Source organism: Halomonas sp. LMYGS-3, from assembly GCF_059509875.1.
The window spans coordinates 35,822-56,558 of sequence record NZ_JCAKFQ010000021.1 but is presented as its reverse complement, the minus strand read 5'-3'; the positions used below and the strand labels follow the sequence as shown (position 1 = coordinate 56,558).

The window sequence follows — 20,737 nt, the reverse complement described above, 5'->3', positions numbered from 1 at the left end:
AGAAAGTCTAGCATGCTGGCTTCGAGCTTCGAGCTTCGAGCTTCGAGCTTCGAGCTTCGAGCTTCGAGCTTCGAGCTTCGAGCTTCGAGCTTCGAGTGCGTGGCACAATCATCCCGCGTCTGCTAGGATGCGCGCCGACAGGTTCCCGCGAACCGCCCCGTTCTTTAACACCACCGACTCCCCAAGGCCCGATCATGCATCCGATGGTCCAATTCGCGTTGCGCGCCGCGCGCAGCGCCGGCGAACAGTTCCTGCGCATTCGCGAGCGAATCGAGAACGCCCACGAAGAGCACAACCTCGACCGACTGCTCGAGGACGCCGCTCGCAACGCCGAGACGCTCATCGTCCGCCAGCTCGCCCGCGGCTACCCCCAGCACGGCGTCAGCGGCCGCTTCACGCCGCCCCGCGAAGGCGAGGGCGAAGGCAGCGATACCCTCTGGAAGATCGAACCCTTTCACGGTTATTCCAACCTCACCGTCGCCGCTCCCGGCTTCGCGCTGTCGCTGGTCTGCCTGGTCAAGGGCCGTGCGGAGCATGCGGTGGTGATCTGCCCCTTCAGCGACGACGAATACCTGGCCAGCCGTGGCCGTGGCGCCCAGCTCAACGGCAAGCGCATCCGCGTGCCGAAGGCGTCTGCCGTGGCCGGGACGCGTATCGCCATGGGCCTGCCCGAGACCTGGCTGCGCCCGCGCCATCTGCCGGCCTACCTGACCCTGGTACAGCAGCTCGGCCCGCAGATCGAGGTGCAGCGCGCCTCCGGCAGCGGCCTGCTCGACCTGGCCGAACTGGCTGCCGGGCGTGCCGATGCCGCCTTCGTGCTCGGCCTCGAGGAGCAGGACCTGCAGGTCGGCACCCTGCTGCTCAAGGAAGCCGGTGCGCTGATGGGTACCCCCGACGGCAAGCCGTCGGTGGAGGCCGAGGGCCAGCTGATGGCCGCCGGTCCGCGCCTCTACAAGGCGCTGGTGCAGCAGCTCAAGCCGCACTTCTAAGCCTTAAGCTTGAAGCTGTAAGCCTGAAGCTAGAAGACAAGCGCCCCCGCAGCCTTGCTGCGGGGGCGCTTTCGATTGGAGCCTACCTTCCAGCTGTCAGGGCAGCTCTTCCTCGCCTTCGGCGTCTTCCTTCCGCGGCGGGATCAGGTCCTCGCGATGCAGCTTCACCGTGAGCAGCAGGGCGGCGGCCACGTAGATAGAGGAGAAGGTCCCCACCACCACGCCAAGGATCAGCGCGATCGAGAAGTAGTGGATCATGTCGCCGCCCAGCACGAGCAGCGCCATCAGCACCAGCAGGGTGGTGCCCGACGTCGCCAGGGTGCGCGACAGGGTCAGGTTGATCGCTTCGTTGAAGATCGCCGGCATGTCGTCGATGCGCGAGGTGCGGATCGTCTCGCGGATGCGGTCGTAGACCACGATGGTGTCGTTGAGTGAGTAGCCGATCACCGCCAGCAGTGCGGCCAGCACGGTGAGATCGAAATCGAGCTGGAACAGCGAGAACACGCCGACCACGATGATCACGTCATGCATCAGGGCCAGCAGGGCGCCGATGGCGAACTTGTACTGGAAGCGGAAGGCGACATAGAGCATGACGATGCCCAGTGCCACCAGCAGGCCCATGCCGCCGCGGTCGCGCAGCTGCTCGCCGACCTGGGCACCGACGAATTCGGCGCGCACCAGTTCCACGGCATCGCCCTCGGCGCGCAGCAGGCTCACCACCTGATTGCCCACATCGGGATCGAAGGCCTGCTGCAGGCGGATCAATACCTCGGTGGAGGCGCCGAAGGTCTGCACCGAGACGTCGCGGAAGCCGGCGCCCTCGAGGATCTGGCGCACCGCGTCCAGCGAGGGCGCCACGCCGTAGCGGACCTCCACCAGGGTGCCGCCGGTGAAGTCGAGCCCCAGATTGAGCTGCTGGAACACCAGCGAGACGATCGACGCCAGGATCAGCAGGCCGGAGATCGCGAAGGCGACGCGGCGCTTGCCCATGAAGTCGAATTGTCGATTGACGAGGGTTTTCATGACCACCTCAGTTGTGAATGCCTTAGATCCAGAGCTTCTTGACCGGCTTGCCGCCGTAGAGCAGGTTGACCATCGCTCGGCTCACCAGCAGGGCGGTGAACATCGAGGTGAGGATCCCCAGCGACAGGGTCACGGCGAAGCCCTTGACCGGTCCGGTGCCGATCGAGAACAGGATCACCGCTACCAGCAGGGTGGTGATGTTGGCATCGATGATCGAGGTGAAGGCGCGCTCGTAGCCGGCATGGATCGCCTGTTGTACCGAGAGACCGCCGCGTAGCTCCTCGCGTATTCGCTCGAAGATCAGCACGTTGGCGTCCACCGCCATGCCCAGCGTCAGCACGATGCCGGCGATGCCGGGCAGGGTCAGGGTCGCCCCGAGCAGCGACATCGCGGCCAGCAGCAGGGTCAGGTTGAGTGCCAGGGCGATGTTGGCAACCACGCCGAACACCTTGTAGCGGATCAGCATGAACAGCACCACCAGCAGCAGGCCGATCTGCACCGACATCACGCCGCGCTTGATGTTCTCGGCGCCGAGGCTCGGGCCGATGGTGCGCTCCTGGACGAAGTAGATCGGGGCGGCCAGCGAGCCGGAGCGCAGCAACAGGGCGAGCTCGGCCGCCTCGGTGGGCGAGTCGAGCCCGGTGATGCGGAAGCTGTTGCCCAGGGCGCTCTGGATGGTAGCCAGGCTGATGATGCCGCGCTCGGTGTAGGGGTCGCGCACCGTCACTTCCTCGCCGTCCTCGACGACCACCCGGTCGCGGGTCTTGTGCTCGATGAACAGCACCGCCATGTTGCGGCCGATATTGGTGCGGGTGGCCCGATTCATCAGGGTGCCGCCGGTGCCGTCCAGGTTGATGTTGACCTGGGGGCGGCCGTTCTCGTCGAAGCTGTGGCTGGCGCTCGAGACGCTGTCACCGGTGATGATGACGTCGCGCATCAGGTCGGCGCGGCGCGACTCGTTGTTGCGGAAGCTGAAGGTCTCGGTCTCGATCTCCGGGGTATCCGGACGCGCCTCGAGGCGGAACTCCAGGTTGGCGGTGGCGCCCACCACGCGCTTGGCGGCTACGGTATCCTGCACACCGGGGAGCTCGACCACGATGCGGGCGGGGCCCTGGCGCTGGACCATGGGCTCGGCCACGCCCAGCTCGTCGACCCGGTTGCGCAGGGTCGTGAGGTTCTGGTTGATGGCGTAGTCCTGGAGCTCGTCGACCGCCTGCTCGGTCATGGTCATGACCAGGCGAGCGCCACGCTCCTCGCCTTCGCTGGCGTACTCGAAGTCGGGGAACTCGCGGCTGATCAGTCGCCGTGCCGCATCGCGATCCTCGGCGTTGGTGAAGGCGATGGAGAGGGTGCGGCCATCGATCTCGGTGTCACGGTAGCGGATGCGCTCGCCGCGCAGCAGCTCGCGCATGGCACTGGCATTGACTTCCAGGCGCTGCTCGAGGGCCGCGTCCATGTCCACTTCGAGCAGGAAGTGCACGCCGCCGCGCAGGTCGAGGCCCAGGGTCATCGGCGAGGCAGAGAGCGACTGCAACCAGGCCGGGGTGGATTCGGCCAGGTTGAGGGCCACGACATACTCATCGCCGAGCAGGGCGGCGATACGGTCGCGGGCATTGATCTGCTCATCGGCATCGAGGAGGCGGATCAGGACTCTGGTGTCCTCGCTCTCCACGGCCTTGATATCGATACCGGCCTCATCCAGGGAGTCCCGGATGCGCGCGAGCTGGCGAGCATCGACGGTGGCATCGCCACGGGCGCTGCTGATCTGCACCGCCGGGTCTTCGGGGAAGAGGTTGGGCAGCGAATAGACCAGGCCACCGATGAGTACGACAAGTATCAGCAGATACTTCCACAGGGGGTAACGGTTGAGCATGCGGGCCCTGCCCTTGGTTGCTGACAATAGGAGGCTGACGTGATGACGTCATGGCCACCGGCGAGTTCCATTGCGGTGGCCGAAGGGCGGCCTCGCCGGATACGGGGGAGGCCGCATCCGGCGAGACCGAGAAGGCCCGGGTCAGATGGACTTGATGGTGCCCTTGGGCAGCACGGCAGCCACGGCATTCTTCTGCACGTTGACCTCGGTGCCATCCGCGACCTCCATGCGGATGAACTCGCTGTCATCGCTCACCTTGGTGATACGGCCCAGCATGCCACCGCCGATGACGATCTCGTCGCCCTTGGAGAGGCTGCCGATCAGCTGCTTGTGCTGCTTGGCCCGCTTGGCCTGGGGGCGCCACAGCAGGAAGTAGAAGATGAGCACGAAGCCGACCAGCATGACGATCTGGGCGATACCACCACCGGCGGCGCCGGCGTCCTGGGCCATGGCCGGGGAAATGAAGAAGTCCAGCATCTGGATGTGTCTCCTGGGTTGTCAGAAACGGAAATTAGGAAGCGAGTCGTCTGAGACGGGTCCACGGTCGGCACGGGGCATCATGCCCCGGGTGCCGACCGTGGATCAATTCGGAGCGGGAGGTACCGGCAGCCCGCGCTGCGCATAGAAGCCTTCCACGAAGTTCGCCAATGTACCCGCTTCGATGGCACCGCGCAAACCGGCCATCAGGCGCTGATAGTGGCGCAGATTATGGATGGTGTTGAGCATCGAGCCGAGCATTTCGCCGCAGCGATCCAGGTGATGCAGATAGGCCCGGGAGAAATGCCGGCAGGTGTAACAGTCGCAGTCTTCTTCCAGGGGGCGGGTGTCGTGGCGGTGCTTGGCATTGCGGATCTTGACGGTGCCTTGGGCGGTGAACAGGTGACCGTTGCGCGCATTGCGGGTGGGCATCACGCAGTCGAACATGTCGATGCCGCGTCGCACCCCCTCCACCAGGTCCTCGGGCTTGCCCACGCCCATCAGGTAGCGCGGCATCTCCTCGGGCATCCAGGTGGGGAGGTAGTCAAGCACCCGGATCATCTCCTCCTTGGGCTCGCCCACGGAAAGGCCGCCGATGGCGAGGCCGTCGAAGCCGATGTCCAGCAGCCCCGCCAGCGAGCGTTCGCGCAGCGCCGGGTACATGCCGCCCTGGATGATGCCGAACAGCGCCGCGGGGGAGGCGCCGTGGGCCTCGCGGGAGCGCTCGGCCCAGCGCAGCGAGCGCTGCATGGAGAACTCGGCCTCCTGCTCGGTGGCCGGGTAGGGGGTGCACTCGTCGAAGATCATCACCACGTCGGAGCCCAGCGAGCGCTGTACCGCCATCGACTCCTCGGGGCCCATGAACACCTTGGCGCCGTCCACCGGCGAGCGGAAGTGCACGCCCTGCTCGGTGATCTTGCGCATGGCGCCCAGCGAGAAGACCTGGAAGCCGCCGGAATCGGTGAGGATCGGTCTGTTCCACTGGGCGAAGTCGTGCAGGTCGCCGTGGGCCTCGATGACCTCCATGCCGGGGCGCAGCCACAGGTGGAAGGTGTTGCCGAGGATGATCTCGGCGCCGATCTCCTCCACCGACGCCGGGGTCATGCCCTTGACGGTGCCGTAGGTGCCCACCGGCATGAAGGCGGGGGTCTCGACGGTGCCTCGGGGAAAGGTGAGGCGACCGCGACGGCCCCGGCCGTCGCTGGCCAGCCGCTCGAAGGACATGAAGCATTCATTACGCATGGGCATCTCGATATCGAACTCGGCGCGTCTGGGGGTCAGGAACTCTTGCGGGTCAGGAACATCGCATCGCCGTAGCTGAAGAAGGCATAGCGCTCGCTCACTGCCTCGCGGTAGGCGGCCATCACATTGTCGAAACCGGCGAAGGACGCTACCAGCATCAGCAGGGTCGACTCCGGCAGGTGGAAGTTGGTGATCAGGGCATCGACGCAGCGCCACTGGTAACCCGGGTAGATGAAGATGTCGGTCTCGCCGCTGAAGGGAGCGATCTCGCCGTCGGGGCTCGTGGCGCTCTCCAGGCAGCGCACGCTGGTGGTGCCCACCGCGATGACGCGGTTGCCACGGGCGCGCGCGGCGCGCACCTGCTCGCACACCGTCTCGTTCACCTCGATCCACTCGCTGTGCATGCGGTGCTCGCGGATGTCGTCGGCGCGCACCGGCTGGAAGGTGCCGGCGCCCACGTGCAGGGTGACGAAGGCACTCTCCACGCCCTTCTCGGTCAGGGCCTCGAGCAACGGTTCGTCGAAGTGCAACCCGGCGGTGGGTGCGGCGACGGCGCCATCGCGGCGGGCATAGACGGTCTGGTAGCGGTCGCGGTCGGCGAGCTCGTCGGAGCGGTCGATATAGGGCGGCAGTGGCATATGGCCGTGCCGCTCGAGCAGCGCGATCAGCGGCGTCTCACCGAGGAAGCGCAGCTCGAACAGGGCATCGCGACGGCCCTCCACCACGGCGCGGATATCGCCCTCGAAGATCAGCTCGGCACCCGCTTTCGGCGACTTGCTCGAGCGCAGGTGCGCCAGGCCGCGGTGGGCGTCCAGCGGGCGCTCGAGCAGCATCTCCACCTTGCCGCCGCTGGCCTTGTGGCCGTGCAGCCGCGCCGGGATCACCCGGGTGTCGTTGAACACCAGCAGGTCGCCGGGCTCGAGCAGTTCCAGCAGATCGGGGAAGCGGCGGTGGGCCCGCGCGCCGGTGACGCCGTCGACGCACAGCAGGCGGCAGTCGCTGCGCTGCTCGGAGGGGTAACGGGCGATCAGTTCGTCGGGAAGCTCGTAATGGAAATCGGCACGCTGCATGCGGATCGGGGACTCGAGAAAGGCGTAGGTTGACGAGGCGACGGCGACTGGACCGTCTGGACAAGCCGCCTAGGATACCGTTTCGCGCGCGCGAAGTCAGGCGTCCCGATTGACCTGATCCGCCCGCCACGTATAATGCGACGCGCTGCCGGCGTGGCGGAATTGGTAGACGCAGCGGATTCAAAATCCGCCGGGTGCAAGCCCTTGTCGGTTCGAGTCCGACCGCCGGTACCATCCATTCTGTATCTTCTCCCTGTCCTTTTCCTTCGTTTCGTGACTCGTGTCACTCCTCACCTGCGCCTTCAGACAATAGTGGTGACCACCACGCCGAGGGTGCCCGCCGTCAGCAGATACCCCAACAGGGCCAGCAGGCCGTCATGGGCGAGCAGCGCCAGGCCGAACAGCGTGAGTGCCAGGCCGGCGCCGGTGGCGGTGAAGGGCACCAGTTCCATGGGCGGCATGGCCAGGGCGATCAGCAGGCAGGTCAGGGCTACCGGCAGGTGGGCCGGCGGCCGGGTCAGCCGGGTGAGCCGTGGCTTGAGCAGGCGGTCGACCCAGCGTGCCGGGCGCTCCATCCAGCGCAGGGTCTGCACGAAACGCTTGCGGGGGACCCGACGCTCCAGCAGCCAGCGTGGCAGCCAGATGTGCTCTCGGCCGATCAGCAGCTGCACCGCCGATAACACGACCAGGAGGGCCATCAGGGTGGGGACCCCGGGGATGTCACCGACGATGGGGGCCAGGGTGATCAGCCCGGCGAGCAGCAGGAAGGGGGCAAAGGAGCGCCGGCCCACGCTGTCGAGCACGGCGTCCAGGCTGACGCTCTCCTGCCGTTGGCCGGCCTGCTGCACGCGGGCCAGCAGGCCGGTCAGGTCCGCCGGATGCTCGTGGGGCGGCTCATCGGTGACTTCATGTTTCATCGCGCTTCCGGGTCCAGAGCAGGATCACGCCGAGAGCGATCAGGGTGAGCCCCACGAACGCCGCAGGGTTGGTCGTCAGCCAGCCGAAGACCGCCAGAACGAATCCCAGCAGCATCAGGGCGAAGGCGAAGGTGCGGACGTGCATGAAGCGCTCCATGGCGGGGTGTGCCGACAGTGTAGCGGCACCGTCGGTGGGATTGCAGTCGCCGGGAGGCTGTCGGGCTGTCCAGGTGCGGCGGAATGGCGTAGTGTAGGGGCATCGCAGTCCTTCCCCCGCTTCGGGGGGAGGGCTGTTTTTCGTTGGCTGGCAAGCACAGCATCAAGATACCGTTGATCGGTTCGAGGAGTTCCCATGTCGTCGCGTCCCCCCATTATCATCAACCGGCTCGATGCCGAGCGGCTGCAACGTCTGATCGACCAGGCGGGCGAGAAGGATCGTTTTGTCGCCGAGTGCCTGGAAGAGGAGCTCGAGCGGGGAGAGGTGCTGGACCCCGAGGATATCCCCGAGGATGTCGTCAGCATGAACAGCCGGGTGCAGTTCACCGACCTGACCCGCAACCGTCGGATGATCCGTACCCTGGTCTATCCGCATTCGCTGGCCGGCAGCGAGGATGGCATCTCGGTGATGGCGCCGGTGGGGGCGGCCCTGATCGGCCTGCGCATCGGCGATGTCATCGACTGGCCGCTGCCCGATGGCGGCGAGGCCAGGCTGCGCATCGATGCCATCCTGTGGCAGCCGGAGCGGGAAGGACAGTTTCACCGTTAGGTTTTCCACAACACGGCTGCGTTCGCCGACTTTTCGGAGCGTGCCGGGGGCAGGCGGTGATGCCTGCCATTTTCACACGGGATGGCCCTGGCGGCGGTCTGGGCGCTGGTCGTGCACGTCCCGCCGCTGCTCCAGGCGCTTACCCGGGCCGGCTACCTCGGCCTGGCGGAGCATCGCGGCGTTGCCCGCCGGCCATGCCGAGAGGCCTTCGAGGTGACTGCTATGGCCTCGTCCAGGCTGGTGGCCACGGCATCCCACGGCAGCGGCGATCCGGCGAGGTGGCAGTGGTAAAGCGCGTCGTCATCGATCTCGACGCGATGGATGTCGTTGCCCTGATCGTCCTGCCACCAGTCGGCATGGACGTGCTGCCAGTTGGGGGCGAGCGGGATGACAAGGCTGATGGTCATGACGGCTTCCCTCCTCAAGCAACCTGTGCCGGGTGCTGGCGCAGGGTGCTTTCCTGATCTGCAGGCGAGGCTCTTGCGGCCTGTTGCCGGCGGGAGTCGAGCCTGCGCCTGACATGGTTCCTATCCTCAGGGTAGTATAAAAACAGTGTTTGTAAACACTGTTCCCTTACCCTGTGTTCCTCGGCTTTCCGGTCGGCGAGGGGCGCCGTGAGCCGCCGCATCGGGTGCTCCCGAGAGCGGTATCTCGGGGGCAGCCGGCCACCGACACCAGGGCCTGCATCAGCCCCGCGCGCCACAGTTCCTCGGCCTGCTCCCGACGCTTGACCAGCAGAGCACCGGCAAAGCCCAGGGCGTTGATCGAGACCGTCCCCGCCCGCTCGCGCCGGCGCGGGACCAGCATCAGCCAGCTCTCGCTCAGCAACAGGTTGTAGGGGTGCGTCACGCTGCCGTCGGCGTCCACCGCCAGCTGCAGCGCCTCGAGCAGCTCCCGATAACACCGATGCAGCCAGCCCGCCGCCTGCGCCGGTCGGGCGAGCAGCCCGTCGGGCAGCGCGACGAGCCGGTGGGTGAACGCCAGCTCGGGCGCGACGGACGCGCCCCGCGTGGCCGCCCGCGTCAGTAGCGGCTCGAAGGGCAGCGTCATGGCGTCGCTGCGTGGCAGCAACTGCAGGTGCTTGTGTGCCTGGCTCGCCCCGGCCTCGGGGCCGCTGTTGTAGAAGGCCAGGGCCGGGCCGTCGGCCAGGCAGGCCGCGAGGGCGGCGAAGTCCGCGGCATTCAGCGCCCGATGCTGGGGCTCGTAGGCGCGGGTGACCAGCAGCAGGTGGTGTTCGATCACGCAGTACTTGTTCAGCACACAGAGGTGCGCCGGCCCCGCTTCGCTGACCAGCAGCGCCGGGTCGGGCGGCAGGAAGGGATCGACATCCTGCCGTTCGGCACGGGTCAGCCGTTCCCGGGCCCGCTCCTTGTCGGCCAGGCTGGCGAGGACCCGGATCGCAAAGGGGACCCCGTGCTCGTGCAGCGTCAGGCACTCGGTGGCGATGGGCTGCAGCACACCGCTGGCCAGGGCCGCTTCGCTCACTTGGCGGGTGCGTGTCCAGAGATCGTTTATGCCGTTCCTCCCTGACGGGTGTACCCCCGGCAGGGCTATCAAAGCCGGGACCAAAGCCCTATGATGCAAGACGACGCCAGTCCTTCACCTCGCGCGGGTGGGGGGCTGTTTTTGTTGGTCGATGCCGTCATGACACGACCTGCGTTTGCCGACCTTTCAGGCAATGCCCGGGATTCAGGAGGCGGTGCATGCCCTTTTCATTATGGATGTCTCTGGTGGCGATCTGTGCCATGGGCGCCATGTCACCGGGCCCCAGCCTGGCCCTGGTACTGCGTCACACCCTGGGGGGCGGGCGCGCGCCGGGCGTGGCGGCGGCGGTCTCCCATGCCTTTGGCGTCGGTTTCTATGCGCTGCTGACCGTGTGGGGGTTGGGGGCACTGGTCGTGCGCTTTCCTCTGCTGTTCCAGGCGATCACCTGGGCTGGGGCCGGCTACCTGGCCTGGCTCGGCCTCAAGGCGCTGCGCGCCGGGCGCGCCGGGGCCCTCGAGACGTCCGCCATGGCTACCACCCAGCGCCAGGCCGCCCGCGAGGGTGTGCTGGTGGCGCTGGGCAACCCCAAGCTGATCCTGTTCTTCGTCGCCTTGCTCAGCCAGTTCGTCACCCCGGAGATGAGTGTTGCGGCCAAGGCCGTCATCGTACTCACGGCGATGGTCATCGATGGCGGCTGGTACGTGCTGGTGGCCGTGAGCCTGTCGCATTCCCGGGTACTGCCCTGGCTGCAGACCCGGGCCCACTGGATCAATCGCATCACCGGGGTGCTGCTGCTGGCGCTGGCACTGCGGGTGGTGGCCGGACCGCTCGGCGGCTCATGACGGGAACGTTGATACAGGGCAGTTTCTGCAGGTGTCTCCTCCCGGTGTCGGTGCTACGCTCAAGCCTGTTGCCTGACCGGAAATCCTGCCGATGAACGATCTGTCGAACAAGACGCGGGCACTGGCGGTGGTTCTGGAAACAGACCCCGACGTGGCCGCCGTCCTGTCGCATCAGCTTCACGTACTGGGCATGGAGAGTCGCTACTACCGGCAGGGAGCCCTGCTGCTGGACGAGATCGCCCAGTGTCAGCCGCAACTGGTGGTCATGGGTCTGGAGTTCGGCGAGCCGGACGGCATCGCCATGCTGCGACGGCTGGCCGAGCGCGACTATCGGGGGCGGGTCCTGCTGCTCAGTGGGGTGGAGCGCAAGATCGTGCGCATCGCCGAGCGCGTCGGCCGGACCCTGGGGTTGCAGATGCTGGGCTCGCTGGACAAGCCCATGCGCTTGCCCGAGCTACGCCAGCGGCTCGGTAGCCTGCGGGTCGGCCGCGAGGCGCCGGCGGAGGTCGAGGGCGACCCGGTCTTCAGCTCCGAGGAGCTGGAACGGGCCCTCGAGCGACGGGAGCTCACCGTGCATTACCAGCCACAGTTCGAACTCGCCTCGGGCCGCCTGAGCGGGGTCGAGGCGCTGGTGCGCTGGGCCCATCCCGAGATCGGGCTGCTCGGGCCGGCCAGCTTCCTGCCGCTGCTCACCCCCGCCCAGAGCAAGCGCCTGACCCGTCACGTGTTGCAGCAGGCCCTGGCCGATGCCGAACAGTGGAGCGGCATGGGCCTGCTGTTGTCGCTGTCGGTCAATGTCACCGCCGATGACCTGATGTGTCCCGACCTGCTGGCGCTGACCCGGCACCGTGCGCCGGGCGAGCCGCCGCTGGTGGTGCTGGAGATCACCGAGACCGCGGCCATGGACGACGAGCTGCTGGGCAGCGAGGTCGCCGCCCGGTTGCACCTCAACGGCATGGAAGTCTCGGTGGATGATTTCGGCGTGGGCTTCAGCTCGCTGTCGCGGCTGCAGCTGTTGCCGATCAGCGAGCTGAAGGTCGACCGCAGCTTCGTGCGTCACCTGCACGAGGAGTCCCAGGATGCCGCCATCGTCGAGGCGGTGGCCCTGCTCGGTCGCCGGCTCGGCATCCGCGTGGTGGCCGAAGGGGTCGAGGAGCTGAGCTGTCTGGCGCTGCTCGAGCGCTTCGGCTGCACCCATGTGCAGGGCTTCGGCCTGTCACGGCCGGTGCCGGCCGAGGCGATCCCCGAGCTCGCTCGCACTCAACTGCCGATCCGCGCCAGGATCGCCGCCAGTGGTGCGTCGCTGGGCAGTATCCCGTAGGCGGGTCCGGCCTCGTCACCGAGCCGGGCGCGGCAGAAGGTCGTGGCCACCTCGGTCGGGGCATGGCGCAGCAGCAGGGAAGCCTGCAGACACTGGGCCAGGCGCTGGGTCAGCCAGCGTGCCCGGGACTCGAGCTCCTCCGCGGGGCGGACCAGGTCGCGTTCCAGCCCGGCCAGGGCGCGGTCGAAGTCGGCCTGTTGGCCCTGTGCCTGGGCGAGTTCCGTGCGCAGCGCGGCCACCGCCTCCGGGTGACGCGAGAACACCCGCAGCAGGTCGAGGCAGATCACGTTGCCCGACCCTTCCCAGATCGAGTTCACCGGCGCCTCGCGGTAGAGCCGGGCCAGCGGCGTCTCCTCCACGTAGCCGATGCCACCCAGGCACTCCATGGCTTCGGCCATGAAGCCCGGCCCCCGCTTGTTGTGCCAGTACTTGGCCAATGCCGGGAGCACCCGGGCCAGGGCGCGCTCGTGCTCCTGGGCCATGCCGTCGAAGGCCCTCGCCGTGCGCATCACCAGCGCCAGGCCGGCCTCGACCTCCAGTGCCAGGTCGGCGATCACCAGCCGCATCAGCGGCTGCTCGGCCAGGGCGCGGCCGAAGGCGTGGCGCTCGCGGACGTGGCGCCACGCCTCGCCCAGCGCCTGGCGCATCATCCCCACCGGGGCGGTGGCGGCATCGAGGCGGGTCTGCTGGACCATGGCCAGGATGGTGGCGACGCCGCGGCCCGGTTCGCCCACTGCCTCGGCCCAGGCGCCGCGATACTCGATCTCCGCCGAGGCGTTGGCGCGGTTGCCGCACTTCTCCTTGAGCCGCTGCAGCTCGATGGCGTTGCGCTCGCCGTCGGGGGTGAAGCGCGGCACCAGGAAACAGCTCAGGCCTTCGTCGCTGCGGGCCAGGGTCAGGAAGGCGTCGGACATGGGGGCGCTGCAGAACCACTTGTGGCCGGTCAGCCGCCAGCCGTCGACAGCGGGGGCGGCACGGGTGGTGGCGAGGGATTCGGCTCGCGTGGCGGCGAGGGGGTCGGCTCGTGTGGCAGCGAGGGGTTCGGCTCGCGTGGAATTGCTGCGCACGTCGCTGCCGCCCTGTTTCTCGGTCATCGCCATGCCGAAGGTCAGCCCGCTCTTGTCGGCGGCGGGCAGGGCGCGGGGGTCGTAATCCCAGGCCAGCAGCCCGCTGGCCCAGCGTGACTCCAGGCGTGACGACTGGCGCAGCACCGGCATGGCGGCGTGGGTCATGGTGATCGGGCAGCAGAAACCGGGCTCGGCCTGGGTCAGCAGGTAGAGGGCGGCGACATGGGCCTGGTGGCCGCCGCGGCCCTCCTCCTGCCATGCCACGGCGTGCCAGCCGTGGTCGATGGCCAGGTGCATCAGTTCGTGGTAGGCGGGGTGGTAGTGCACCTCGTCGAGGCGTCGGCCATGGCGGTCGAAGAGCCGCAGCTCCGGCGGGTGACGATTGGCCGCCTCGCCCAGCGCCTGGACCCGCTCGCTGCCCGTCTCGCGGCCCAGGGCGGCGAGGCGCCTGGCGACCCAGTCGGGGGCGTCCCGGGCCAGGGCCTCGCGCAGGGGCAGATCCGAGGCGAGCAGGTCGCGATCTCCGGCGGGGAGGGGCTGATTGGTCACCTCGTGGGTGGCCAGTCGCGCGCGGGGGGCATGGTCGGACATGGGCGAGCGCTCCGTGGTGCCTGCCTCTTTCGAGCATGGTGGGCGGGCGCCGCCGGGTCAACGCGCGTGACGCTGTCGGCGGGACTGGTTAGGCTGAAGACATTTCGCAGGGAGAATGCCATGACCGACGCCTTCCGGCCCGAGGCGCTGCCCGCGCCGCTCATCGCCGACGAGAGCATCCAACTGGTGGATGCCCGCAACCGTCCCTGTGGCAGCGCTCCCCGGGTGCAGATGCGCCGCCTGGGCTTCTGGCATCGGGCCACCTACATCGTGGTGCGCAACGGCCGTGGCGAGATCTGCGTACAACGCCGCACCCAGACCAAGGAGGTCTTCCCCGGCGGGCTCGACCTTGCCGCCGGTGGCGTGGTGGGAGCCGGCGAGGCGGTCCATGTGGCGGCACGCCGCGAACTGGCCGAGGAACTGGGCATTCGCGGCGTGCCGCTGCAGCATGTGCTGGAGTTCGTCCATGCCCAGGGCGGCCATCATATCTTCGGCAGCCTCTTTCGGGTCGATCATGACGGCCCCCTGACGCTGCAGGCCGAGGAGGTCGCCGATGCCTTCTGGCTGCCGCCCGCCGAGGCCCTTGCCCTGGAGGGGGTGACGCCCGACACCCGCCAGGCGGTGGAGGCGCTGCTCGCGGCCGAGGGTCTGGAGCCGGTGCCATGAATCGCCAGGCACGTATCGACAGCCTCGCGGCGGTGATCGCTGCCCTGGAGGGGGTGGTGCTCGGCAAGTCCCGGGAAGTGCGCCTGGCGCTCTGCTGCCTGCTGTGCCGCGGCCACCTGCTGATCGAGGACCTGCCGGGCCTGGGCAAGACCACCCTGGCCCAGGCCCTGGCACGGGTCACCGGGCTTGACATGCAGCGCCTGCAGTTCACCAGCGACCTGCTGCCCGCCGACGTGCTGGGGGTCTCGGTGTTCGATCCCCGCGAGGCATGCTTCACCTTCCATCCCGGCCCGGTGTTCCACGGCGTGGTGCTGGCCGACGAGATCAACCGTGCCACGCCCAAGACCCAGAGCGCCCTGCTCGAGGCGATGGAGGAGGGGCGGGTGACGGTGGAGGGCGAGACCCGCTCGCTGCCCGACCCTTTCTTCGTCATCGCCACCCAGAACCCCCAGGAGCAGGCGGGGACCTTCGCCCTGCCGGAGTCCCAGCTCGACCGCTTCCTGATGCGGCTCTCGCTGGGTTACCCGGACCCCCGTGCCGAACGGGAGATCCTGCGCGGCCAGGCCGGTCGGGTGAAGCTGGCGTCGCTGCCGGTACTGCTCGATGCCGAGCGGCTGCTGGCCTGGCAGGCACGCCTGGCCGACATCCACGTGGCCGAGGCGCTGTTCGACTATGTCCAGGCGCTGGCGACGGCCAGCCGCGAGCACCCGGAGCTGGCCTGGGGGCTCTCCACCCGTGGCGTGCTGGCGCTGCTGCAGGCCTCCCGGGGCTGGGCGCTGCTCGAAGGGCGTGACCATGTGCTCCCGGAGGACGTCCAGGCGGTCTGGGTGGCGGTGGCAGGGCATCGGCTCAGCAGCGGGCGGCGCGAGGAGGGCGAGGCCCTGGCGCGCCATCTGCTCGCCCGCGTGCCGGTGATGGGGTAGCGTCGCCATGTCGGTGCGGGGCGCCGCGAGCTGGCGGGAACGCCTGCGCCGGCGCTGGCTCGGTCGCCTGACGGCGCCGCTGGAAGCGCCCCTGCCGCAGGGGCGCCTGTTCCTGCTGCCGACTCGCTTCGGGCTGGGCTGGGTGGTGCTGGTGGTGGTACTGGTGTTGTTCGGTATCAACTACCAGAACAGCCTCGCCTATGCGCTGGCGTTCTGGCTGTTCTCTCTGGGGGTAGTGGCGCTGCTGCGAACCTGGCGCAACCTGCTCGGGGTGAGGGTCGCCCTGCGCCTGCCCGAGGAGGTCTTCGCCGGACAGGAGGCCCGCCTCGGGGTGAGCCTGGAGGGTGGGCGGTCGCGGAGCGCCCTGGCGCTGCATGCCGGTGAGGCCTCGGCGCGGGCGGAACTGCCCGAGGGGCGTGGCGAGACCACCCTGGCGCTGGCGGCGCCCCGTCGCGGGGTGCAGCCGCTCCCCCTGCTGCGCATCGAGAGCCGCTGGCCACTGGGATTGGTGCGAGCACTGGCCTGGCTCGAACCGAGCGACCGGCTGCTGGTCTATCCCCGCCCGCTCGGCGAGGACGAGCCGATGCACCGCCGCGCCGGCCCCGGCCTGGACGCCAGCGACTTCGCCGGACTACGCCGCGCCGAACCCGGTGACAGCCCCGCCCGGCTGGCCTGGAAGCAGTGGAGCCGCACCGGCGTGCTTGCCGCCAAGGCCTTCAGCGTGCCGCCTCGCCAGCAGCTGTGGCTCGACTACGACGCCTGTCAGGGCGATGTCGAGCGACGCCTCTCCGTGCTCTGTGCCCGGGTGCTGGCCCACCATCGGGCCGGTGACCGCTTTGGACTGCGCCTGCCCGGCCTGACCCTGGCCCAGGGCGAGGGGACCCGCCAGCGGCGGCTGGCCCTGGAGGCGCTGGCGCGCTTCGATCCGGACCCGGGGGCGGCGGGCTGATGCGTCGCCGCCGCGCCGGGAAGGGCCTCGGTTCGGCCCCGGCGGTGCTGGCCGACGGCCGCGCCCTGAGCGCGGCCATGCTGCGTCAACTGTTCGTCGGCCAGTGCCTGGTGCTGCTCCTGCATCTGCCCTGGATGCCGGCCTGGTTGGCCGGGCTCGCCGTCGCGGTGGCGGGCTACCGATACCTGCAGCTGCGACGCCGCCTGCCACGGGCCGGCATGCTGCTGCGGCTCACCGCCGTGGCAGGCCTGCTGGTGGTGCTATGGCTGGAGTTCGGCACCCTGTACGGCATGGATGGCCTGATCGGCCTGCTGCTCGGGGTCTATCTGCTCAAGTTGCTCGAGACCCACGACCGCCGCGATGCCCGGGTGGTGGTGATGATCGGCATGATCGCTACTGCCGTGGCTTTCCTGCACGACCAGGGCCTCCTCATGTCCGGTGCCGCCCTGCTGGCGCTGGCCTGGCTGGTGCAGTCACTGGTGTGGCTGAGCGGTGCCGTCGGGGCACGCCAGGCGTGGCGGGAGACACTCTGGTTGCTGGGGCTCTCGGCGCCGCTGATGGCGCTGCTGTTCGTCACCTTTCCGCGGGTCGGGCCGCTGTGGAGCCTGCCGCAGATGGAGCGGGCCTCCACCGGCCTCACCGACGAGATCGCTCCCGGCGACATCGCCGAGTTGTCGCGCAGCGATGCCCGGGCCTTCCGGGCGCGTTTCGAGGGTCGCGAGCCGTCCCCCCATGAGCGCTACTGGCGGGTCTATACCCTCTCCCATTTCGACGGCATCCGTTGGTACCGAGCCACGCCGCGTGAGCTCTCTACCGCCCTGGGACGCCCGGTCGAGCACTTCGTACAGGAGGGGCAGCGTTCCCCCTGGGAGGCGGGGGGTACGCCCCGTTTCACCGCCGAACTGCTGCTCGAACCCGACAGCCGGCCCTGGCGACCTTCGCTGGGGACGCCATTGATCAGCGACAGCCGACAGCGTTTTCTCGCCGACGGCACCCTCGAGGGAACGATGCCGCTGAGCTCCCGCAGCCTGCTGCGCCTCTCGAGCAGTGGCGCGGCACCGTCCAGCCCCGATCCGGCCGGGCCCGCCTGGCAGGCGATGCTGCCGGCAGAGGGCAATCCGCGCAGCCGGGAGCTGGCCGAGCATCTGTGGCGCCAGAGTGGCGGCGATGCCCACGCCTTCCTCGCCGCGGTGATGGCGCGCTTCGGTGAGGCGCCGTTCCGCTACACGCTCTCGCCACCACGGCTGACTTCCGCCGACCGGGTCGACGAGTTCCTGTTCGGGAGCCGCGCCGGCTACTGCACCCACTACGCCTCGGCGATGGTGGTACTGGCCCGGGCGGTGGGGATGCCGGCCCGGGTGGTGGTCGGCTTCCTGGGCGGCGAGCGGCATCCCGACGGTCACTTCACGGTGCGCGACTACGACGCCCATGCCTGGGCCGAGGTGTGGCTGGACGGGGCCTGGCAGCGCCTGGACCCCACCGCGGCGATCGCCCCGGAACGCATCGAGGAGGGGCCCCAGGCGATCCGCGACGGTCGGGAGGCCTTCCTCGCCGATGCGCCCTTCTCGTCGCTGCGTCTGCGGGAGCTGGGCTGGGCCAACCCCCTGCGCCTGGAGTGGGAGCGCCTGGAGTATCGCTGGCAGCGCGGGGTGATCGGCTATCAGCGCGCATCGCGCGCCGCGCTGATGGGGCGGATCGGCGAGCGACTCGAGGCCCTCTGGGCCTGGTTCGTCGAGATCTCGCCGGGGCGGGGGAGGCTGACGGCCGGCCTGACCCTGCTGGCCGCCTCGGGAGGGCTGGCTGGGCTGGCGTGGCTGCTCCGCTGGGGTTGGCGGCAGCATCGGCACGGTCGCGATGAACGGGCCCTGCTGCTGGCCCTGCAGGCCTGGCTGGCGCGGCGGGGCCTGGGGCCGGCACCCGGCGAGTCCCCGGCGGCGCACCTGCGGCGCATCGCTCCTCGGGCGGGAGCGGCTGGCCCGGCGCTGGAGGAGTGTGCCCGCCATCTCGAACGGCTGGCCTATGCCCCGCTGGGAAGAGCGGAGCGCCGCGAGCGGCAACGTCGACTGGCCCGCCGAGTGGCCGAGGTGCGTCGGCGTCTCAGGCGGCGCGGGATACCCGCCTCGTCGTGAGGCGCTCTGCCAGGGGCGCGTTTCGTGGCGCTCCATTCCTGGCGAGAAAAGCGCCCGAGAAGGGGAGAGGCTGGCGTCCGGCCTGCGGGCGTGGCATCGTTGGTCTCATCACGGCTGAAGTTTCGATCATGTCCATTCATGACCATCAATGCCGCAACTATCGCGGTGAGCCCTTCAACCTCGGTGCCCTGCGCGGCCAGGTGCTGCTGATCGTCAACGTGGCCAGTCGCTGCGGCTTCACCCCTCAGTTGCGGGAGCTGGAGCGGCTCTATCGCCGCTATCGCGACCGGGGGTTCACCATCCTGGCCTTTCCCTGCAACCAGTTCGGCCACCAGACGCCGGAGTCGGCGCTGGACTTCTGCGCCTTCAGCGAGCGGGAATACCGGGTCAGCTTTCCGCTCATGGAGAAGGTCCGGGTCAACGGCGCCGACGCTCACCCGCTGTTCGTGGAACTCAAGCACGAGGCGCCTGGGATGCTCGGAACCACCCTGATCAAGTGGAACTTCACCAAGTTCCTGGTGGGCCGCGATGGCCGGGTGATTCGCCGCTTCTCGCCCCGGGACGGCGAGGCGGAGCTGAGAGAGGCCCTGGAAAAGGCCCTCGATGAGCCCTGAAGGTCGTTCGGTCAGGGCATCTCGCCGCGCTCGACCATCAGCCGCACCATCAGCTCGTTCCAGCGGTGACGCGTCATCATGGTGGTGAGCCCGGAGAACAGCGCCCAGCTCTTGCGGCGCCAGCCCTTGAGGCGCAGGTTGTGGGCCACCAGCTGCTTCATCAGCTTGTGGTCGTCGAACTGGCGCCATTCGCCGGCCACCGACATCTGATGGCGCGCCAGCACCGGCGCCAGTTCCAGACGGAAGACCCACTCCAGTTCGTGCAGCGTCAGCTCGTGGCGCTCGATCACCTCGACCATGTGGGCATAGTCGCGCTCGCCGGGCTCGCGTTCGAGCCACAGCGATGCCAGCGTCAGCCACAGTTCGCCGCGCTCGTCGACCAGGGTCTGTGCATCCATATCGTGCCTCCAGCAAGAGGTCGTGCCCGGGAAGTGCATCCTGCCCCAGCAGAGAGCGCGGCTCAAGGGCGGACAGGATGGGGCACGGTCGCTAGAATGTGGCCACTGCCAATCCGAATCAACGGGCGAGGCCCGGTGCCCTGCCCGACACCCATCAGCGAGGTCTGTCGTGATCATCAAACCCAAGGTTCGCGGTTTCATCTGCACCACCACCCACCCCGTCGGCTGCGAGAAGAACGTACTCGAGCAGATCGAGACGACCCGTGCCCGTGGCCTGGACAAGAGTGCCGGGCCGAAGAAGGTACTGGTGATCGGGGCGTCCAGCGGCTATGGCCTGGCGGCTCGCATCACCGCCGCCTTCGGCTACGGTGCCGACACCCTCGGCGTGTTCTTCGAGAAGCCGGGCACCGAGAAGAAGCCCGGCACCGCCGGCTGGTACAACGCCGCCGCCTTCGACAGGTTCGCCAAGGCCGATGGGCTCTACAGCAAGTCGATCAACGGCGACGCCTTCTCCCACGAGGCGCGCGACACGGCCATCGAGTTGATCAAGCAGGACCTGGGCCAGGTGGACCTGGTCGTCTATTCGCTCGCCTCGCCGGTGCGCAAGCTGCCCGACAGCGGTGAACTCAAGCGCTCCAGCCTCAAGCCGATCGGCGAAACCTACCGTGCCACCGCCATCGACACCAACAAGGACACCATCATCGAGGCCGAGGTCGAGCCGGCCACCGAGCAGGAGATCGAGGACACCAAGGCGGTGATGGGCGGCGAGGACTGGGAGCTGTGGATCGATGCCCTGGACAAGGCCGGCGTGCTGGCCCCTGGCGCCCGCAGCGTGGCCTTCAGCTACATCGGGACCGAGATCACCTGGCCGATCTACTGGCACGGCGCCCTGGGCAAGGCCAAGGAGGACCTCGACCGGGCCGCCGGCGAGATCGACGCCCGGCTCAAGGCCAGCGGGGGGGGAGCCAACGTGGCGGTGCTCAAGTCGGTGGTGACCCAGGCCAGTGCCGCCATCCCGGTGATGCCGCTCTACATCGCCATGGTCTACAAGGTGATGAAGGAGCAGGGCCTGCACGAGGGCACCATCGAGCAGCTCAACCGCCTGTTCGGGGAGCGTCTCTATTCATCTCAAGGGCGGGGCGGCAGGATGGCCACCGACGAGGCCGGCCGCCTGCGCCTCGACGACTGGGAGCTACGCGATGATGTCCAGCAGGCGTGCAAGGCCCTGTGGCCGCGGGTGACCACCGAGAACCTGTTCGAGATAACCGACTATGCTGGGTACAAGCACGAATTCCTCAAGTTGTTCGGGTTCGAGCGCGACGACGTGGACTATGACGCCGATGTGGATCCCGTGGTGGAATTCGATGTCGTAAACCTGTAGGCGGGCACCCTGAC

Annotated in this window: 21 protein-coding genes and 1 tRNA gene; 11 read left to right on the top strand and 11 right to left on the bottom strand. The window is 68.6% G+C overall.

Going from position 1 to position 20,737, the window contains the following annotated elements:
- The first annotated feature begins 194 nt into the window (after positions 1–194).
- Entirely contained in the window at positions 195–989 is a 795-nt protein-coding gene (locus AC5W54_RS16925) for an inositol monophosphatase family protein (RefSeq protein WP_495963270.1), read from the top strand.
- 96 nt (positions 990–1,085) lie between these two features.
- On the opposite strand, the gene secF is transcribed toward AC5W54_RS16925, so the two are convergent.
- The 5 genes from secF to queA form a co-directional block, all read right to left on the bottom strand.
- On the bottom strand, positions 1,086–2,012 hold the full coding sequence (secF, locus tag AC5W54_RS16920; protein ID WP_495963269.1) for a protein translocase subunit SecF: 927 nt from the start codon (positions 2,010–2,012) through the stop codon (positions 1,086–1,088).
- 22 nt (positions 2,013–2,034) lie between these two features.
- Complete coding sequence (gene secD / locus AC5W54_RS16915; protein WP_495963268.1) at positions 2,035–3,885, bottom strand: protein translocase subunit SecD; 1,851 nt, start codon at positions 3,883–3,885, stop codon at positions 2,035–2,037.
- A 141-nt stretch (positions 3,886–4,026) separates the two neighbouring features.
- Entirely contained in the window at positions 4,027–4,362 is a 336-nt protein-coding gene (yajC, locus tag AC5W54_RS16910) for a preprotein translocase subunit YajC (RefSeq protein WP_495963267.1), read from the bottom strand.
- Positions 4,363–4,467: 105 nt separating this feature from the next.
- A complete protein-coding gene (gene tgt / locus AC5W54_RS16905; RefSeq protein ID WP_495963291.1) occupies positions 4,468–5,586 on the bottom strand; it encodes a tRNA guanosine(34) transglycosylase Tgt in 1,119 nt (372 codons plus the stop codon).
- A 53-nt stretch (positions 5,587–5,639) separates the two neighbouring features.
- Positions 5,640–6,674: a tRNA preQ1(34) S-adenosylmethionine ribosyltransferase-isomerase QueA gene (gene queA, locus AC5W54_RS16900; RefSeq protein WP_495963266.1), complete on the bottom strand. Its 1,035-nt coding sequence runs from the start codon at positions 6,672–6,674 to the stop codon at positions 5,640–5,642.
- A gap of 147 nt (positions 6,675–6,821) precedes the next feature.
- Between queA and AC5W54_RS16895 the strand changes: the two genes are divergently transcribed.
- A tRNA-Leu gene (locus AC5W54_RS16895) sits at positions 6,822–6,908 on the top strand.
- Between the two features lie 68 nt (positions 6,909–6,976).
- On the opposite strand, the gene AC5W54_RS16890 is transcribed toward AC5W54_RS16895, so the two are convergent.
- Both AC5W54_RS16890 and AC5W54_RS16885 read right to left on the bottom strand, forming a co-directional pair.
- Positions 6,977–7,591, bottom strand: a complete 615-nt coding sequence (locus tag AC5W54_RS16890; protein WP_495963265.1) for an exopolysaccharide biosynthesis protein — start codon at positions 7,589–7,591, stop codon at positions 6,977–6,979.
- The gene (locus tag AC5W54_RS16885; RefSeq protein ID WP_495963264.1) at positions 7,581–7,736 is read right to left on the bottom strand and encodes a hypothetical protein; all 156 of its coding nucleotides are present in this window, start codon (positions 7,734–7,736) and stop codon (positions 7,581–7,583) included. Before AC5W54_RS16885 ends, AC5W54_RS16890 begins: the two co-directional genes overlap by 11 nt.
- A 207-nt stretch (positions 7,737–7,943) precedes the next feature.
- Here AC5W54_RS16885 and rnk point away from each other — a divergent pair, with 207 nt between their 5' ends.
- Positions 7,944–8,357, top strand: coding sequence for a nucleoside diphosphate kinase regulator (gene rnk / locus AC5W54_RS16880; RefSeq protein ID WP_495963263.1), 414 nt, complete (start codon positions 7,944–7,946; stop codon positions 8,355–8,357).
- 152 nt (positions 8,358–8,509) lie between these two features.
- Here rnk and AC5W54_RS16875 read toward each other — a convergent pair whose 3' ends face one another.
- Both AC5W54_RS16875 and AC5W54_RS16870 read right to left on the bottom strand, forming a co-directional pair.
- Complete coding sequence (locus AC5W54_RS16875) at positions 8,510–8,764, bottom strand: hypothetical protein (RefSeq protein WP_495963262.1); 255 nt, start codon at positions 8,762–8,764, stop codon at positions 8,510–8,512.
- 166 nt (positions 8,765–8,930) lie between these two features.
- Positions 8,931–9,914 (bottom strand): ATP adenylyltransferase family protein, encoded by a 984-nt coding sequence (locus AC5W54_RS16870; protein ID WP_495963261.1) that lies wholly within the window; start codon positions 9,912–9,914, stop codon positions 8,931–8,933.
- 146 nt (positions 9,915–10,060) lie between these two features.
- On the opposite strand from AC5W54_RS16870, the gene AC5W54_RS16865 reads away from it, so the two are divergent.
- Positions 10,061–10,684: a LysE family translocator gene (locus AC5W54_RS16865; RefSeq protein ID WP_495963260.1), complete on the top strand. Its 624-nt coding sequence runs from the start codon at positions 10,061–10,063 to the stop codon at positions 10,682–10,684.
- 91 nt (positions 10,685–10,775) lie between these two features.
- Complete coding sequence (locus tag AC5W54_RS16860) at positions 10,776–12,005, top strand: EAL domain-containing response regulator (protein WP_495963259.1); 1,230 nt, start codon at positions 10,776–10,778, stop codon at positions 12,003–12,005.
- Here the strand turns inward: AC5W54_RS16860 and AC5W54_RS16855 are convergent.
- Positions 11,945–13,663 carry an acyl-CoA dehydrogenase family protein gene (locus tag AC5W54_RS16855; protein WP_495963258.1) on the bottom strand — a complete coding sequence of 573 codons (1,719 nt, stop codon included), beginning with the start codon at positions 13,661–13,663 and terminating at the stop codon, positions 11,945–11,947. The two genes, AC5W54_RS16860 and AC5W54_RS16855, sit on opposite strands and share 61 nt — an antisense overlap.
- Before the next feature lie 120 nt (positions 13,664–13,783).
- On the opposite strand from AC5W54_RS16855, the gene AC5W54_RS16850 reads away from it, so the two are divergent.
- The 5 genes from AC5W54_RS16850 to AC5W54_RS16830 all read left to right on the top strand — a co-directional run bounded on the left by AC5W54_RS16850 (position 13,784) and on the right by AC5W54_RS16830 (position 18,944).
- Complete coding sequence (locus tag AC5W54_RS16850) at positions 13,784–14,329, top strand: NUDIX hydrolase (RefSeq protein ID WP_495963257.1); 546 nt, start codon at positions 13,784–13,786, stop codon at positions 14,327–14,329.
- The gene (locus AC5W54_RS16845) at positions 14,326–15,252 is read left to right on the top strand and encodes an AAA family ATPase (RefSeq protein WP_495963256.1); all 927 of its coding nucleotides are present in this window, start codon (positions 14,326–14,328) and stop codon (positions 15,250–15,252) included. The genes AC5W54_RS16850 and AC5W54_RS16845 overlap by 4 nt, the downstream gene beginning before the upstream one ends.
- 7 nt (positions 15,253–15,259) lie before the next feature.
- On the top strand, positions 15,260–16,201 hold the full coding sequence (locus tag AC5W54_RS16840) for a DUF58 domain-containing protein (protein WP_495963255.1): 942 nt from the start codon (positions 15,260–15,262) through the stop codon (positions 16,199–16,201).
- The gene (locus AC5W54_RS16835; protein ID WP_495963254.1) at positions 16,201–18,330 is read left to right on the top strand and encodes a transglutaminase TgpA family protein; all 2,130 of its coding nucleotides are present in this window, start codon (positions 16,201–16,203) and stop codon (positions 18,328–18,330) included. The genes AC5W54_RS16840 and AC5W54_RS16835 overlap by 1 nt, the downstream gene beginning before the upstream one ends.
- 128 nt (positions 18,331–18,458) lie before the next feature.
- Complete coding sequence (locus AC5W54_RS16830; RefSeq protein ID WP_495963253.1) at positions 18,459–18,944, top strand: glutathione peroxidase; 486 nt, start codon at positions 18,459–18,461, stop codon at positions 18,942–18,944.
- A gap of 11 nt (positions 18,945–18,955) precedes the next feature.
- Here the strand turns inward: AC5W54_RS16830 and AC5W54_RS16825 are convergent, their stop codons facing one another.
- Positions 18,956–19,342, bottom strand: a complete 387-nt coding sequence (locus tag AC5W54_RS16825; RefSeq protein ID WP_495963252.1) for a DUF7079 family protein — start codon at positions 19,340–19,342, stop codon at positions 18,956–18,958.
- 169 nt (positions 19,343–19,511) lie between these two features.
- Here AC5W54_RS16825 and fabV point away from each other — a divergent pair, with 169 nt between their 5' ends.
- A complete protein-coding gene (fabV, locus tag AC5W54_RS16820; RefSeq protein ID WP_495963251.1) occupies positions 19,512–20,723 on the top strand; it encodes an enoyl-ACP reductase FabV in 1,212 nt (403 codons plus the stop codon).
- The last annotated feature ends 14 nt before the right edge of the window (positions 20,724–20,737 follow it).

What these genes read in the sequence shown, in the direction of transcription:
- yajC (WP_495963267.1), bottom strand. Translation starts at nt 4,362, where the DNA reads ATGCTGGACTTCTTCATTTCCCCGGCCATGGCCCAGGACGCCGGCGCC.
- AC5W54_RS16840 (WP_495963255.1), top strand. Translation starts at nt 15,260, where the DNA reads ATGTCGGTGCGGGGCGCCGCGAGCTGGCGGGAACGCCTGCGCCGGCGC.
- AC5W54_RS16885 (WP_495963264.1), bottom strand. Translation starts at nt 7,736, where the DNA reads ATGCACGTCCGCACCTTCGCCTTCGCCCTGATGCTGCTGGGATTCGTT.
- AC5W54_RS16875 (WP_495963262.1), bottom strand. Translation starts at nt 8,764, where the DNA reads ATGACCATCAGCCTTGTCATCCCGCTCGCCCCCAACTGGCAGCACGTC.
- AC5W54_RS16890 (WP_495963265.1), bottom strand. Translation starts at nt 7,591, where the DNA reads ATGAAACATGAAGTCACCGATGAGCCGCCCCACGAGCATCCGGCGGAC.
- AC5W54_RS16850 (WP_495963257.1), top strand. Translation starts at nt 13,784, where the DNA reads ATGACCGACGCCTTCCGGCCCGAGGCGCTGCCCGCGCCGCTCATCGCC.
- AC5W54_RS16855 (WP_495963258.1), bottom strand. Translation starts at nt 13,663, where the DNA reads ATGTCCGACCATGCCCCCCGCGCGCGACTGGCCACCCACGAGGTGACC.
- AC5W54_RS16845 (WP_495963256.1), top strand. Translation starts at nt 14,326, where the DNA reads ATGAATCGCCAGGCACGTATCGACAGCCTCGCGGCGGTGATCGCTGCC.
- AC5W54_RS16865 (WP_495963260.1), top strand. Translation starts at nt 10,061, where the DNA reads ATGCCCTTTTCATTATGGATGTCTCTGGTGGCGATCTGTGCCATGGGC.
- rnk (WP_495963263.1), top strand. Translation starts at nt 7,944, where the DNA reads ATGTCGTCGCGTCCCCCCATTATCATCAACCGGCTCGATGCCGAGCGG.
- secD (WP_495963268.1), bottom strand. Translation starts at nt 3,885, where the DNA reads ATGCTCAACCGTTACCCCCTGTGGAAGTATCTGCTGATACTTGTCGTA.
- AC5W54_RS16825 (WP_495963252.1), bottom strand. Translation starts at nt 19,342, where the DNA reads ATGGATGCACAGACCCTGGTCGACGAGCGCGGCGAACTGTGGCTGACG.
- queA (WP_495963266.1), bottom strand. Translation starts at nt 6,674, where the DNA reads ATGCAGCGTGCCGATTTCCATTACGAGCTTCCCGACGAACTGATCGCC.
- tgt (WP_495963291.1), bottom strand. Translation starts at nt 5,586, where the DNA reads ATGTCCTTCGAGCGGCTGGCCAGCGACGGCCGGGGCCGTCGCGGTCGC.
- AC5W54_RS16835 (WP_495963254.1), top strand. Translation starts at nt 16,201, where the DNA reads ATGCGTCGCCGCCGCGCCGGGAAGGGCCTCGGTTCGGCCCCGGCGGTG.
- AC5W54_RS16830 (WP_495963253.1), top strand. Translation starts at nt 18,459, where the DNA reads ATGTCCATTCATGACCATCAATGCCGCAACTATCGCGGTGAGCCCTTC.
- AC5W54_RS16925 (WP_495963270.1), top strand. Translation starts at nt 195, where the DNA reads ATGCATCCGATGGTCCAATTCGCGTTGCGCGCCGCGCGCAGCGCCGGC.
- secF (WP_495963269.1), bottom strand. Translation starts at nt 2,012, where the DNA reads ATGAAAACCCTCGTCAATCGACAATTCGACTTCATGGGCAAGCGCCGC.
- AC5W54_RS16860 (WP_495963259.1), top strand. Translation starts at nt 10,776, where the DNA reads ATGAACGATCTGTCGAACAAGACGCGGGCACTGGCGGTGGTTCTGGAA.